Origin of the sequence: Flavitalea sp. (assembly GCF_035489435.1) — a bacterium.
Taxonomy (GTDB): Bacteria; Bacteroidota; Bacteroidia; order Chitinophagales; family Chitinophagaceae; genus DATHKG01.
Genome location: NZ_DATHKG010000032.1, coordinates 1 through 15,368, shown reverse-complemented (window position 1 = coordinate 15,368; position 15,368 = coordinate 1). Strand labels below are relative to the sequence as shown.

The 15,368-nt window shown below is 41.9% G+C and carries 14 protein-coding genes; 7 read left to right on the top strand and 7 right to left on the bottom strand.

Annotation, left to right across the window (positions count from 1 at the left end; translation table 11 throughout):
- Positions 1-22: 22 nt before the first annotated feature.
- Complete coding sequence (locus tag VK664_RS05625) at positions 23-1,120, top strand: redoxin domain-containing protein (RefSeq protein WP_461397643.1); 1,098 nt, start codon at positions 23-25, stop codon at positions 1,118-1,120.
- A 159-nt stretch (positions 1,121-1,279) separates the two neighbouring features.
- Here the strand turns inward: VK664_RS05625 and VK664_RS05620 are convergent, their stop codons facing one another.
- The 3 genes from VK664_RS05620 to VK664_RS05610 form a co-directional block, all read right to left on the bottom strand.
- Positions 1,280-2,002, bottom strand: coding sequence for a pyridoxine 5'-phosphate synthase (locus VK664_RS05620; protein WP_461397642.1), 723 nt, complete (start codon positions 2,000-2,002; stop codon positions 1,280-1,282).
- A 197-nt stretch (positions 2,003-2,199) separates the two neighbouring features.
- A complete protein-coding gene (locus VK664_RS05615; RefSeq protein ID WP_461397641.1) occupies positions 2,200-2,613 on the bottom strand; it encodes a hypothetical protein in 414 nt (137 codons plus the stop codon).
- 283 nt (positions 2,614-2,896) lie between these two features.
- Complete coding sequence (locus VK664_RS05610) at positions 2,897-5,380, bottom strand: TonB-dependent receptor (RefSeq protein ID WP_461397640.1); 2,484 nt, start codon at positions 5,378-5,380, stop codon at positions 2,897-2,899.
- A gap of 105 nt (positions 5,381-5,485) precedes the next feature.
- Between VK664_RS05610 and VK664_RS05605 the strand changes: the two genes are divergently transcribed.
- Entirely contained in the window at positions 5,486-6,394 is a 909-nt protein-coding gene (locus VK664_RS05605; RefSeq protein ID WP_461397639.1) for a hypothetical protein, read from the top strand.
- Positions 6,395-6,413: 19 nt separating this feature from the next.
- On the opposite strand, the gene rpe is transcribed toward VK664_RS05605, so the two are convergent.
- A complete protein-coding gene (rpe, locus tag VK664_RS05600) occupies positions 6,414-7,082 on the bottom strand; it encodes a ribulose-phosphate 3-epimerase (RefSeq protein WP_461397638.1) in 669 nt (222 codons plus the stop codon).
- A 187-nt stretch (positions 7,083-7,269) separates the two neighbouring features.
- On the bottom strand, positions 7,270-8,283 hold the full coding sequence (locus tag VK664_RS05595) for a tetratricopeptide repeat protein (protein WP_461397637.1): 1,014 nt from the start codon (positions 8,281-8,283) through the stop codon (positions 7,270-7,272).
- A 124-nt stretch (positions 8,284-8,407) separates the two neighbouring features.
- On the opposite strand from VK664_RS05595, the gene VK664_RS05590 reads away from it, so the two are divergent.
- Together VK664_RS05590 and VK664_RS05585 are read left to right on the top strand one after the other, a co-directional pair.
- Positions 8,408-9,508 (top strand): TolB family protein, encoded by a 1,101-nt coding sequence (locus VK664_RS05590; protein WP_461397636.1) that lies wholly within the window; start codon positions 8,408-8,410, stop codon positions 9,506-9,508.
- Between the two features lie 95 nt (positions 9,509-9,603).
- A complete protein-coding gene (locus VK664_RS05585) occupies positions 9,604-10,053 on the top strand; it encodes a hypothetical protein (protein WP_461397635.1) in 450 nt (149 codons plus the stop codon).
- A 118-nt stretch (positions 10,054-10,171) separates the two neighbouring features.
- Here the strand turns inward: VK664_RS05585 and VK664_RS05580 are convergent, their stop codons facing one another.
- Positions 10,172-10,666, bottom strand: coding sequence for a metallophosphoesterase family protein (locus tag VK664_RS05580; RefSeq protein ID WP_461397634.1), 495 nt, complete (start codon positions 10,664-10,666; stop codon positions 10,172-10,174).
- Between the two features lie 92 nt (positions 10,667-10,758).
- Here VK664_RS05580 and VK664_RS05575 point away from each other — a divergent pair, with 92 nt between their 5' ends.
- Together VK664_RS05575 and VK664_RS05570 are read left to right on the top strand one after the other, a co-directional pair.
- Complete coding sequence (locus tag VK664_RS05575) at positions 10,759-11,802, top strand: agmatine deiminase family protein (protein WP_461397633.1); 1,044 nt, start codon at positions 10,759-10,761, stop codon at positions 11,800-11,802.
- Between the two features lie 185 nt (positions 11,803-11,987).
- Positions 11,988-12,593, top strand: coding sequence for a fasciclin domain-containing protein (locus tag VK664_RS05570; RefSeq protein ID WP_461397632.1), 606 nt, complete (start codon positions 11,988-11,990; stop codon positions 12,591-12,593).
- Between the two features lie 1,202 nt (positions 12,594-13,795).
- On the opposite strand, the gene VK664_RS05565 is transcribed toward VK664_RS05570, so the two are convergent.
- A complete protein-coding gene (locus VK664_RS05565; RefSeq protein ID WP_461397631.1) occupies positions 13,796-14,623 on the bottom strand; it encodes a universal stress protein in 828 nt (275 codons plus the stop codon).
- A 138-nt stretch (positions 14,624-14,761) separates the two neighbouring features.
- Here VK664_RS05565 and VK664_RS05560 point away from each other — a divergent pair.
- Positions 14,762-15,368: glycoside hydrolase family 20 zincin-like fold domain-containing protein (locus VK664_RS05560; RefSeq protein ID WP_461397630.1), on the top strand; the 607-nt coding region annotated here is incomplete at its 3' end.

The following is a 15,368-nucleotide window of genomic DNA, read 5'->3' as shown; positions in this document are numbered from 1 at the left end:
TCGTGTCTCAAAATATTTTAATATGAAGTTTCTACTTGCGGTTTTATTGTCAATACCTTTTTTCTCCATAGCACAGAAAATACCGGCAGGAGGATTTGTAATTACAGGTTCAGTAAACGGCCTTGCAGATAAATCCCGGGTGACACTAACTGAACTAAATAACCCAACCGACACGCTGGCTACTGGCACCGTCTCCAAAGGTACATTTATCCTGAAAGGCAAAATAGTTGAACCAAACCTGGTCCAGCTCAATTTTGATGGAGCGCAAAAAAAGTCAATCCTCTTTATCGGAAATGAAAAGCTTTCAGTTTCCGGGGATGTTACAAATGTCCAGGAATTAGCTATAAAAGGATCTTCTATCCACAATGACTTCATTACTTTTCAGCAAATATTTAATCCTTTATTCAAAAGACTTTCAGAACTCAATACAAAGGTATCATCGGATCCTGCGATGAACAGGAACGATACAGTTATGATAAATTATACAGCCCAGTTTAAAAAGATACAAACTGCTGTAGACAAATTCATCACTGAAAAAAAATCTTCCCCGTTGAGCGCTTTTGTACTTGTTGTAACCAGTGAGCTGGAACAGGATTTTGCAATGCTGGAAAAACGGTACAACAGCTTATCGCCTGAATTTCAGAAAGGATTTTACGGAAAGATTGTGAAGCAACAAATTGAAGAATCAAAAGTGGGCGCAATCGGTTCAGAAGCCATCGCTTTTACGCAGAATGATACTACCGGTAAGCCTGTTTCTCTTGATTCATTCCGGGGGAAATATGTGTTAATTGATTTTTGGGCCAGCTGGTGCAGACCGTGCAGGATGGAAAACCCGAATGTAGTAGCCGCTTACAATAAGTTCAAATCTAAAAACTTCACGGTGCTTGGCGTTTCACTCGACAAGGCAAAGGAGCCCTGGATTGAAGCCATCAAAGCGGATCAGTTGGCCTGGACACAGGTAAGCGATTTAAAGTTCTGGCAAAACGAAGTGGCTATGAAATACAAGGTCCAGGGGATACCTCAGAACTTTCTTATCGGGCCGGATGGGAAGATTGTCGGTAAGAACCTTCGCGGACCACAACTGGAATCAAAGTTGTGCGAACTCTTAGGCTGCAATTAAGCCCTAACGGCTTTAGCGTCGCTATTGATGTTACTAATTGCTTTCGTAAATACTTTCACTATTTGCATTTACAATTGATTAATCGAAATGCTTCGCTATTTGCGTTTACAAATCGCCTAATCGAAATGCTTCGCTATTTGTGTTTACAAAATACTTTCACTATTTGCTTTTTAATTGTCTTTTGTAAAGCTGTATCACATTTTCAAATCCCAGGTACAATGCATCCGAAATAATGGCGTGACCTATGGAGACCTCCAATAGTCCCGGAACTTCCGCCGCAAAATAAGCCAGGTTTTCCAGGTCCAGATCGTGCCCGGCATTGATCCCTAGATTCAGTTCCATTGCTTTTTTTGCGGCCAGTACATATGGTGCTACGGCCTGTTCCCGGTTCCGATGATAGTTCCTGGCATATCCCTCGGTATAGAGTTCCACACGATCAGTACCGGTCTCTGCTGCGCCTTCCACCATCCTAAGATCCGCATCAACAAATATCGATGTGCGGATGCCAGCACCTTTAAGTATCGCTGTCATTTCCCTTAGATAGTCCTTATGCATAATAGTATCCCAACCATGATTCGAAGTGATCTGTCCTTCGGCATCGGGTACAAGTGTGACCTGGTTTGGTTTTACTTCAAGTACAAGGTCTATAAACTTCTGTTCGCGGCAATTACCTTCAATATTGAATTCGGTAGTAATGATTTTTTTGATATCCCTTGCATCCTGGTAACGGATATGTCTTTCATCAGGTCTCGGGTGAACCGTTACGCCATCCGCTCCAAAACGCTGGGCATCGATCGCAGCCCTGGTAACGTCCGGATTATTCCCCCCGCGGCTATTGCGTAATGTTGCAAATTTGTTGATATTGACGCTTAAGTGAATCATTCCGCAAAACTAAAACATGTAGATAAATACCGGTAATTCTATTTGCCATCAAACAAAAGAAAAAGGAGCCCTAAAGCTCCTTCTTACCTATTGATTACTATGTCCGCGTTCTATATCTTTTAATATTATTCCTGAATGGCACTGATCCTGCCATTGGTTCAGGTTATTAATTATAAATTATTATGATTACATGTGGTTTACAGAGCCTCTTTACGCAAACGGGTTGCATAGAGTACTTTTGCTTCTGAATCGATCAGGTCAACAAAATATGTTCCACCGCTTAAAGAATTAAGTTCGTTGATAGTGGTAACGTTCGTTCCCTTAACAAGGTACCAGCCGAACATTTTAACTATGCGGTTATTCATATCAAACATTCTGACGATGGCATGCCTGCTTTGTTCGCAAACAACGTCCAGGGTAATCGAAGTGAAAAAAGGATTTGGCCTGGCGGTCACTTTTGTAATCATAGAAGTTGTTTTCTCGGGTTCGGGATTGAGATCTTTAGCTGGGAAAGCTAAATTTGTTAACTCGATTTGTTTTCCAGGGAAGTCTGTACCTGCCTGGCCGTTTTTCTGCTGATTGATCCTGCTAAGTATTTCTGAAGTTTTCACTGGTTTTCCTGTTTGACGGTATGTTGCTAAAGGAATGCCACGCTTTTAATTAATTGATTTATAGTGATTTATGCGCGATGGGAGCGCCATTTCTTTCCCGATTTGGGACAGATTCCAGTGGTTTTGGGAATTGAATAACTTAAAACGTATATAAACGGTCTTTTAAGAGCTAAATCTGTAAAACGAGCGACCCGGTTTTGAAAGCAGGCTTCAGGAATAACAACAAGCTTCAGGAATAACAGCAATAGGAACAGGATAAGCTAACCATGAGAAAGTCCGATATTTAAAACCTCGCGATCAGTTTAATATTCAGTAAACGAGGTGTGAGCCGGTTTGGCAAAGCGTAAGTAGTATTCGAAAAATCTTTGATCAACATGTAAGAAATAGTATTGTCGCGGTCTATCAGGTTGAAAACCTCAAGGGTCGCCCAGATGTTTTCAAAATTCCGGAATGGATTGTGACTTCTGCGGTTTGATTTTTCGCTGTCGAGCAACAGCGCACTGAATCCAAGATCGATTCTGATATAAGGTTCAATGATGAGTGCATTGCGGTATTTCACGCTGTTTGGAATATTGTAAGGTAGATTAGAGCCATAGATAAAATTCAGGAAAACCTTGAAGTTTTTATTGGTAGAAAGGTAATCCTGCAGGAACATACCAAATGTAATTAAGCGGTCATTCGGTCTCCTTAGCCATCCGCCCTCGCGCTGAACGCTGTCTACCGGTACATTGTTATCATCAAGCGTATAATCATAATAACGGTCATTTTCAATGTCCTCCCTGGTTCGCATAAATCCGAGGCTAACCCAGCTTTCAGCATCTTTCACCAGCTCGCCAAAAAGTCTCATCTCAAGACCGGTTGCATATGCTTTTGCACTGTTTTCACCATAATACCTCAGCCTTACATTGTCTACATCATACGGCACCACATTCCGGAGGTTTTTATAATATGCTTCCATGGTAAATCTGAAAGGCCGGTTGCCCGATCTGAAATTGTAATCAAAACCGCTGGTCACCTGCCAGCTCTTCTGAGCTTTCAATGCAGTATTCACCGTGCCGTCATATCTCCTGAGTTCACGGTAAAAAGGTGGTTGTTGATATGAACCTCCCGCCAGCCGGAATATCACATCCCTCTTCCAGCTAAATGGTTTCCATGCAAGTCCTGCCCGCGGTGAAATCAGCAATTCTTTATTGAGCGTATTATAATTATAGCGGACCCCGGCCTGCAGGCTTAAGCCGGACGAGTCATTAAAAGAAATATTATCCTGTACATAACCGCTGATACGGGTTAAATCCAGGCTTGCTTCAGACTTTATTACCTTATTCAGATTAAGCTGCCCGGGATTGTAAGGCAGGCTGTATCCTGCAGAATCCTGGAACTCCCATTCATTTAGCCTGTCGTTTATAAATTGCCGGTCAACCGACTGGCCCCACTGGAAATAATGATTTCCTTTGTCAAGAGTGCCTTTATGGCTTGCGTTCCAAACCTCGATATTTAAACGATTACGCGAGAAGTTCTGATTTACCCCTGCCCCGAGCGGATTAGTAATCAACCCAAAATCAGACTGGGTTTTATCAAACTCACGATCACCAAAAAGATAAGTACCGGTAATATCTATGGATTCAGTTTCGTCATTTTCAAACCGGCTCAACATCCATTTTAAACGAAGCTTTGAATTTGGCTGATGGGAATAGGCCAGGCCAGCCATACTGGTGACATACTTATCTTCTTCCCTTCCTTCAAAATAAATATCCAGCCCAAGGTTGGCTGTGTACAAAGGGGAAAACACAGAGGATGTTAGCTGACTAAATGCCGGCTGGAGCTTAAATTTTGTCTGGGAGATATTACCCAGAAATTCAATGCTACTGGTGTTGGTTAATTGATAAGTCAATTGTGCCTGGAGATCTGCCGAAGATGGCACATAATTGCCCTGGGTTTGCTGACTGGACAGCAGGTTGCGGTTGCTGCGGTTGCGAAGACCTACCAGGTAACTGAACTTATTGTTTTTTGTGCTGCCTTCCAAATGCAGCCCCTGTTCAAGCAGGCCGATATATGCCGAACCGCCAAATCGCTTTGGCTTGCGGTATTGAATATCCAGCACGGAAGAAAGTTTGTCCCCATATTTTGCCTGGTAGCCACCATTGTAGAAGTTCACATTTCGGGTCAGTTCCGGATTTATAAAACTTAAACCTTCCTGTTGACCGCTCCTGACCAGGTAGGGGCGAAAAACCTCAAAATCGTTTACATAAATCAGGTTCTCATCATAACTACCTCCTCTTACGGAGTATTGCGAACTGAGTTCATTATTGGAACCTACTATAACTTTAATTAATCCCTCTATACCACCGGTCGGTGAAGGGATATTTATGGCGTTTTTTGGATTGAGCACCACCAGGCCAGCTTCTCTTCGCTGCCGCTGATCAGTGACCACTACAGAATCGAGAGAAGTTACCCCGGGTTCCATCCGAACGGTAACGAATTCCTTTTCGCCGGCATTCAGGAGGAAGTTGCGTTGCTCAGTCTTAAATCCGGTAGAACTAAACACCAGCGCGATGGCTTTATCAACCGGAACAGTGATGGTGAAGGTCCCGGAATCGGAAGTCGCTACGCCGGTTTGTTTACCTAACAAGGAAACTGAAACCTTTGAAAGCGGATTTTCGTTAACATCAACTACTTTTCCACTTATATAGGCCTGTTTTTTCTGCGCTGCGGTTTGCTGCGTTACACAAGTAAGTACGATCAGAAATAAAATGGGTAGAAATCTCATAATTGTCTGTTCGACAACGTTATTGGTAGTGCAAATAAGATAATAAAACAGAAAAAGCAGGATTTTATTTTGCCTGGATGCTGTTTGAAAAAACTTTAATATTAAATGCTGCGACTGAGAAACCTGATCTTTCTGCTTATAGCCATTCCCAGCTTCTCCTGCAGGGAAGAAGCAACTGTTTCAAAAACCTCCGGGAAAAAAAAGCAAAAATCAAACTTTGTTTTCAGGGAACGTATGGTCAGAGGCGATGACACCGCCATGATACATCTTCGCGCCAGCGTGGAAGCTGTGCTTGCTCAACACTGGTACCTGGATGATCCGGCAGCAGTTTCAGACGACAAACTGGTTTGGGAAAATGGCGACGGCTCCAGGTTGTTCCCTTCATTGAATCTTTTCCCGGATTCAACAGCGCTCGAAAATCCACGAAGCGGTTTAAAGCTTGCAACCTGGCATCGGGAACTTTCAGATAAAATCAACACCATTGTAATCAATTACGGGGAAAAGCAAACCCGGACTTATCGCATCAGGGAACTGTCATTGCGGAATCTCACCGTTAGCTGGAAAGAAGGAGCAGACAGTTTCTGGATCAGGTATCGCTCTGATGGAATGGCTCACCAGGATATGCGTAATGACCCATATTATCCATCCAATAACCGCTGGAGAATAAAGCCGGATCATAAAGAAAGCGAAACCGAAATCAGGAACAGAGTAAAAGATTGTGTGCGATTTTATGCCTTGTATTATCGTGATCATATTAAACGTCACAAAAAAGTTATTGAGTTCCTCGGACTGCCTGAGATCTTCAGGTGGTATAATGGAGGAATCGGCCTTCCTATGAAAGGCGAAATGAGTGAGTCCTGGGCGAACTGTTTTTATAACAGGAACCAGGCAGAAAGGGGATATGATATTCTGAAAAATCTTATTGATGTCAATGAGTTCGACTGGCCAACCGGTACGCCGGGCTGGCATTACCGGACTCACTCAGTACTCGAGCAGATGTATGAGAAATTATAATCGGTATTTGCAAATGCAATCAGGCTTGACCTTCGGTTCGGTTGATCTCTGACAGTTTGCTTATAGTGTCTAAAGGATCTTTGGCGTTGAATACTGTACTGCCTGCCACAAGAACGTTCGCTCCTGCGTCTACAATTGATTGTGCATTTTTAAGATCTACGCCACCATCAATCTCAATGTCAATATTTAATTTCCTTTCAGTGATCATTCTGTAAAGTTCCCTGATTTTATGAAGGGTGCGGGGAATGAAACTCTGGCCACCAAAACCCGGGTTAACACTCATCATGCAAACAAGATCTATGTCTTCCAGTATATCGGTTAACAGCGACACTGGTGTGTGAGGGTTAATGGCTACACCTGCCTTCATCCCGAGTGTTTTTATCTGTTCAATATTACGATGAAGATGTATACAGGCTTCGAGGTGAATGATCAATGTATTGGCACCCGCAGCATGAAAAGCCTGGATATATTTCTCGGGTTCCACTATCATCAAATGGATCTCAGAAATTTTCTTATTGATCTTTGTGACCTGCTGGATCACCGGTATTCCGAAACTGATATTTGGCACAAACCGACCGTCCATAACGTCAAGATGTAAACGATCTGCTGCGCTTTGGTTTATCATCCTGCAAACATCCTCAAGATGCAGGAAATCTGCCGCGAGCAGGGAAGGTGCAATCAATGCCATAATTCAATTTTGTTATGAAGATAGGAAAATGCAGGTGGATGTAGTCAAGCAGTCAACATAGTTAAGTTCAACGTAGTTATATCAACATGGTTAGATTCGACATAGTAATATTCAACAAATTTACGTTCATCATAGTTGCATTAAAACTCAACTCCATTAATCATAGTTAATTGGTATAGCGTATATCTTAAGAATTCCGGATGCGTTTGATCCGTTCTCCTGCTTCCCTGAAGGTTCTGTCGAGGCTCAGTGCACGCTGATAATTTTCAACAGCTTTATCGTTGTCTTTCATGGCTTCATAACATCTGCCTATCCAAAAATAACCATCGGCGTTTGTATTGGAAACAGTTACCGACATGTTGAATGTTTTTAAAGCTGTATCCAGTTTCTTTTGTTCATAATAAATAATGCCTTTTTCTATATACGCATCCGTAAGCTTCCAGTCGCGTTTGATGCATTCTTCGAATTGTTGAAGTGCGAGTTCGGGATTCCCGGTTTCAGAATAGTATATGCCTTTTGCATAAACAGCATCGGTTTGTAAGCCGGAAGAATCACGGGCTATAAGGTAATTGCAAACCTGTAACGCTTTTGCATCTTTTTTTCCGATATAGAGGTTGACAAGTGCTATCCCGGTGAAATTGATCGGTTGTAAACTAAAAGATCTTTCAAGTGCCTGTATAGCACCGGTAGTATCCCTGAGTTTGGCCAGCACATTGCCCTTGTCGTACCAGGCTTCAAAATTATCGGGTTCCTTTTTTATGATATCATCAAACTGTGCAAGTGCGCCATCCGTGTTTCCCATCTCGGCATAGATTTCACCCAACCTCCTGTTGAATTCTGTGTTGTCAGGAAACTTGCGGGCACAGTCTTTCAGCACATTCATCGCTTCTTCAATCTTATTCACGAGTAGCAGGTTAGAGACATATTCGAGAGCAACTCCCGGATCCCCTGAAAGCGCCCAGGATTTTTTGAAATCAGCTGTTGCGAGGTCCAACTTGTTATGCTGGGATAAACGAATGGCTCTTTCCAGGTACATGCCTGGATTATCAGGAAATTGTTTGATACTGTCGCTTATGCTTTTGAATGGCGCACGGTTAAGCAAATCGCCCGTTTTATTGGCCGGTTCCTGCTCATTACATGCCGAAAAAACGATTATTATGAATACGGGCAGCAAGCGCGATAGACTGTTGCGAAAATTCATTAAACAAAATTAACCGATTTTGATGAGCCGGCTTATGACAATATCCTGACAGAAGCCCATTTTAACAAAAATACCTTTGAACGATTTCACCAACTTCTAAACTGCACTAAATTTAATTCACTACATGCTAAAATTTCATATCACAATTTTCGCAGCAATAATTGTTAACCTGGGTTCCCATTTTTCTATGTCGACCGGCAACGGGGGAGCGATGAAAACCGATACCCTGCATTACCCCGACGAAAAACATTTCGCTAATCTTACCCAGCTCACATTTGGAGGAGATAACGCAGAGGCATATTTCTCTTATGATAACAAGTGGCTCATATTTCAGAAAACCTATGCCAAAGAAGGAATTCCCTGTGACCAGATTTATATAGGGAAGATTCCAACCAATGCGAATGAAAAGTTCGAGCCAAAACTAGTAAGTACCGGGAAAGGAAGAACTTCCTGCGGAGCTTTTATGAAAGATGGTAAACATGTATTGTTTGCATCTACACATCTCGCTGGTGGGGAATGTCCTCCTGTGCCGGACCGTAAAAAATATGGCAACAAATATATCTGGCCTTTGTACAACAGCTTTGACATATTTATTGCCGATCTGAATGGTAAGATAGTAAAGCAATTGACCCATTCGAAAGGTTATGATGCTGAGGCCACACTTAGCCCGGATGGTAATAAAATGATCTATACCAGTACAAAAAACGGGGATATCGATTTATACATTATGGATCTTAACACCGGCAAAGAAAAACAGGTAACCACTGCTATCGGTTATGATGGTGGTGCATGGTTCAGCCCCGACGGAAAAAAGATCATCTGGAGAGCCTCCCGTCCCGAAACCAGTGAGGCTTTGAAAGAGTATAAGGATCTCCTGGCTGAAGACCTGGTTGCACCCACCAGTATGGAAGTTTATACTGCCGATGCAGATGGCAGCAATCAACAAAAAGTTACCAGCCTGGGACAGGCAAACTGGGCGCCAGCGTATATGCCTGACAGTAAGCATATCATTTTTGCTTCCAATCATGAATACAAAAGAGGTTTTCCGTTTAATATGTATACCATGAATAATGATGGACGCAATGTGCAAAAGATCAGCCGTGATAACGGCTTTGATGCCTTTCCGATGTTTAGTTATGATGGAAAAAAGATTGTTTTCTGCAGCAACAGGAACAACGGCGGAACAAGGGATACCAATATTTTTATAGCTGACTGGGTCGAGTAAAGGTTTCTTACGTACTTTGCAGCCATAAGGTTGAATAAGGGTTCTTATCCGCTTTGTAATCGTTTTGAAATCTTCTTAATTATATCCATTTCGTTATGTATACAGGTTTGCTCCATCTGCACAATATTCTCCGCTGGGTTATTCTGATCCTGCTGATAGTTTCGATAATACAGTCTTATTCAACCAAATCCGGCAAGCCTGGATCAGGTATAAATAAGTCGAGTTTGTTCCTGCTGATTGCGGCACATACCACTTTACTTATCGGGCTATACCAGTATTTTACAGGTGCCTGGGGATTCAAAGCTATCCAGGAAAATGGTATGAGCGAGGTTATGAAAAACAGCGCTCTCAGATTCTGGGCTGTTGAGCACATCACAGGTATGCTGATTGCTATAGTGCTGATTACTATTGCCAGGGGCAAAGTCAAAAAATCACTTTATTCAACCGCTTTTTGGTTGTATATCGTCGCGCTGATCTTTATCCTGGTTACGATCCCATGGCCCGGCCGCGAAGGAATAGGTAGACCCTTATTTCCAGGAACTTAAAGAGAATTATGAGTTATGAGTGATGAGTTATGAGTGAGTTGTCAAGTTATGAGTGGAATTCAAAGTGATACACTCATACCTTATTAATTCATCACTCACTCATCACTCATAATTCCTTTCAACGTTTTCCAAGTTCAACGACTTCACAGTTTTTTATCTGCTTTCCTTCAATTTCGAATCTGAGTATGGTCCGCATCGTGTGCCAGCCATGTTTACCGGCCGCTCCCGGGTTCATGTGAAGACAGTTTAACTGTTGATCAAAAATTACTTTCAGTATATGTGAGTGACCCGATATGAACAATTGAGGCATTTCTGTTTTTAATACCTTCAATGTTTCCGAATTATATTTTGGAGGAGAACCACCGATATGCTTCATCATTACTTTGACTTCTTCACAAGCCCATATAAGTGTTTCGGGGTAAACACTTCTGATATCATAACCATCGATATTTCCATACACACCTTTTAATGGCTTTTTGTCTTTTAATTTGTCTGCGATATTTATTGAGCCAAAATCTCCCGCATGCCATATTTCATCGCATTCACTGAAATGATCAAAAACTTTTTCGTCAAGAAAGTTGTGAGTGTCTGATATCAGTCCTATTCTTGTCATAAATCCTGGTTGTTGTTGTAGTTGTTGTTATAGTTGTTGTTGTAATGGTAGCAAACTTTTGTCATTCACTTATATTTGCACAAATTTTTGTCATGACTCCGAAGGAACTGGGCTATTATTTTCCTGCTGAATTTGCGCTCCACGATGCTACCTGGCTTAGCTGGCCACATAAAAACGCCTCATGGCCAGGCAAGATTCACACGATATATCCATATTACTCCGCATTCATCCGCGAACTTACACTAGGGGAAACAGTCTGTATTAATGTCAATGATGAGGCCATGAAAAATTTTGCAACAGAAACGCTGCTAAAGGAGGGTGTTGATGTTTCCAGGGTAAGATTTTTTCTTCATCCCACAAATGATGCCTGGTGCCGTGACCACGGACCTGCATTTCTTATCAATCCTAAAGCAGGGAATGACAAAAAAATAATTGTTGACTGGGGTTATAATGCCTGGGGTAACAAATATCCTCCATATGACCTTGATGATGTAATCCCCACCCTGATCGCAAAACATTATAACATTCCCGTGTTTTATCCAGGTATTGTAATGGAAGGAGGCTCTGTTGACTTTAACGGTCAGGGTTCATTGCTCACATCCAAATCCTGCCTGCTTAATAAAAATCGCAATCCTGATCTTAACCAGGGTCAGATCGAACAACACCTGCGCGATTATTATGGTGTTGACCAGGTTCTTTGGGTTGACGATGGTATTGTAGGAGATGATACCGACGGTCATATTGATGACACTGTACGATTTGTAAATGCAGATACGGTTCTGACAGTGATCGAGAAGAACAAGAACGATGAAAATTATGAGTTGCTTCAGCATAATCTGAAACAACTAAAAGCAATGCGATTATTAAATGGCAAACAGTTAAACATTGTTGAATTACCTATGCCAGACAAACTGGAATACGAAGACCAACGTCTGCCTTGTTCTTATGCAAACTTCTATATAGCCAATAAATCCGTGATAGTTCCCGTGTTTAAGTGCGCAAGTGATGACAAAGCTCTACAGATAATTCAGGAATCCTTTCCTACGCGGACTGTTGTGGGTATTGATTCACGTGAGATTATTTGGGGACTGGGTAGTTTTCATTGCCTGAGTCAACAGGAACCTTCCGTATTGTAGGTCGTGGAAGGCCACCTACTAAGTGCAAATGCTTAATTTAAAGGAGCTTATTAGAAAGATATCCCCAACTCTATGATTAGCGTAATTAAGTTATATATTCATCCTACACGTCACAGAGCATCTTGCCAGTCTATATTAAATAAATTCTGGCATCATTGTGGGATTCTATTTATAAAAGCAACTCCATGTCAAGAAAAGCGTTTCCCTTTATTTGTCTTAGTGCAATTTCAGGGTTGTTGTGTTTGAATTTAGCGGCGCAGGAAATCAACCCGGTAGCATTACCGGACAACGCTTCAACCTCATTAAATGCGGTTCCCGTAATAGAAGGATCTGCAGCCAGAGGTTCCCGGGATGTTTTTACACTTGCAGCCGGCATGAATGAGAATGCAACACTTGTGACCGCGATCAAAGCCTGCGGCATGGAAAATAAGATCCGCAATAAAAGTTCAATCACCATTTTTGCACCTAGTAATGCAGCATTTGCCAAGCTTCCTCCTGGGCTGGTTGACCAACTAATGAAACCGGAGAATGCATCCATTCTCAATAAACTTATTTCTTATCACATCATAGAAGGCAATCATAGCACTGCTTCCGTTCGTGAGGCTATAAAAGCTGGTAAAGGACGTGCCACTTACACCACGCTTAGTGGAAACAAGTTGATCGCCACCATTGAAGAAAATAAGATTCGTCTGACCGATGATGGCAACAACGCTTGTTTCATTACCTTGTCTGACATTAAAGGAACTAACGGTATGATTCATATGTTGGATAAAGTAGCATTGCCAAGATAGTTAACCTCTCGTTCGGCTAAGTAATTTTTAAGAGCACTATTATGCAATAGTTCTGTTTCATTCCTTCGCTCCGTTGGGAGCGGGATGGTGCTTTTGTTTGGCTGTGTCCCGTGGTTAGTATGTTTCCTGATGCCAGTAGCGGCTGTTGTCTCCGTTCAGCTTTTTGTGCCCTGATCGGCTTTGTCAGGAAGTCTTCTATCCTTAGTTGCTGTTGGGCCCTGATCGGCTGCAGTAACTCAGACCACGGTACGAAGGCCAAACAAAAGCACCATCCCGCTCCCAACTCACTCATCCATTTGGGGGAATATGCGACCAGTCATTACAAGTCCTACTATTCTTTTATTGCTAGTTTCATCTATGGACACGCTGCTTGTATCATCAAAGCATTCACAGTATCAATCAATTTGATTATAGTATAACCAGGGGTTTAAGTTGCGATCTGCATGTGTCTAAAGAACTCAGATTAAACCGAAAAGGTCGAACCGCAGCTGCAAGGGTTGCCACCTTATAACTCCTTAACGTGACAATGCAATGATTAGCCATTCTTATTATCTGCTCGTATCATTGGTAAGCTCCAGTTATCACGTTGCTGGCGAATTGAAGGCGGTGTGGTTGAAACAAAGAGATAATAGAGAGATAATAGAGAGAAAATAGAAATATCGACAGTTGAAGGTCTACATCAGAATTGTTTAAGCATAATTCGACAAGTGTAATTTAGAGAAGAGTAATTCAGAGCAGCTTATTCGGATAATTGCAATTGCGACTATTACAGTTGCGATAACTGCATGCTGCTAACGGAATGCTGATATGTAGTGCTGATAATGGAATGCGGAGACTGCAATGCAAATAACTGCGATATAGGAATGGTGAATTTTGTTTCGCTGGTCGCATATCCCCTCAAGTGAACGAGGTTAAAGCGTGCCGGATGGGCCTGAGGTTGGGTTGATTTGCCACCTTCGATTCCTGGTCGGAGTTACCGATGCCGATCAGGGCCCAACAGCAACCAGCACTGGAAGTATACCTAAAAAAGCCGATCAGGGAACAAAAAGCCGATCGGAGACAACAGCAGAGACCGGCATGACCAAACATATTAAGCAGGAATCACAGCGGCAAATCAACCCAACCTCAGGCCCATCCGGCGGAGTGAAGAACCGAGTGAACGCCAAGAACGCGAAAAATCAACAACTCAAAATGAGCAGGACCTATTCGTGCACCGCTACAATCGGCACATGACTATGATAAGCAAGCTTTTTAGTATGACTTGTTTTAAAAAGATTAGTAAGAAATCCGTGCTTTCTCGGCACCGTCAAAATAAGATCTATGTTTTTATCTGCGGTAAAACTGCTGATGGCATCAAGGAAATCGTAGAAGCGTATGAAATAAAACTGCGGATTATAATCAGCAAACATTTTTTCGAGTTTGTTCCTCTGAACTTTGTATTCTTCTGTTAGTTCAACGTAGTGTTCGTCATCCACATTCACAATATGAAGATCGGGCTTGAATACATCCAACACGGCTTTTAACTGTGCCTTTGGTGTAGTTGAATCGACATTTTTAAAATCACTGGCAAACATTACATTTTTGATCTGGCTGTATTTGGCATTCGGTGGCACTATAATTACCGGGCAAACTGCCTCTCTCACCATATTTAGCGAGTTACTACCCATAAAAATCTGTTCGAGCCTCGTAGCACCGGTTATACCCATGATGATCATGTCGATCGCATTATGTCGAACATATTTTTTCATGGTGTCAATCAGCGAACCACCTTCTTCAGCATCATATTCAATCGTGACTGAAGATATTGTACTCAGGTCCTCTTTTAGGGATTGTAAAGCAGTTCTTAAAACGATTTGTTTATCGTTGTCAGAATCGTTTAGCGGGGTACCATCGGAACCAGCGCTGATTTTATCATAAACATGATATAAAATGACAGTGGCGCCAGGTAAATGTGCGGTGGCCTGGACAGCAAAACGTGCGGCATTTTTAGAAGTATCTGAAAAATCGGTAGGAACCAAAAATTTTTTCATTTCGCAGTTGTTTTTCGAAAGATACAAATAAACACCCTAAAATATCCGCGAAAACTAAAATGTACATTTAAAAAAAATGATTGCACATAAATAATTTCACTATTTTGGAAATTATCAGCATTTGAATAACTGAATTTTATGAAGAAGAACTTTTTGCTTGCCATTACAATTCTCCTGTCCTTATATGTCTCCTCGCAGAATACGGAAGAGATTGCAATCATTCCCCAACCGGTCTCTTTGCAAAAAAACACAGGTTCGTTTCCGTTAGTAAACAATTGCCCGGTTTCTTTCCCGGCGAATAACCCGGAGATTGCAGGAGCCGTGGATTATTTTAAGGAGAAAGTTGAAAGGTCAAGCGGTCTGAAACTTACGCAAAACACAGGAATTGCTTCAAAAAATGGTATTTCAATCACATTAATTAACGATCCTGAAATTGGGAACGAAGGTTATAAATTAGATGTTGCCCCTGAAGGAATTACTATCCAGGCAAACAAACCAGCTGGCGTTTTTTACGCATTTCAAACATTAATTCAGCTTCTGCCAAAAGAAATTGAAAGCAAAAAAACAGCAAAAAAAGAAAGCTGGTCAATACCCGCAGTAAAAATTACCGACTATCCGCGTTTTGCCTGGAGAGGTTTGATGTTCGATGTGTCAAGGCATTTTTTTACCAAAGAGCAAGTCAGGTTATTTATTGATGATATGGTTAAGTATAAATTCAACCTGCTGCACCTGCATCTTACCGATG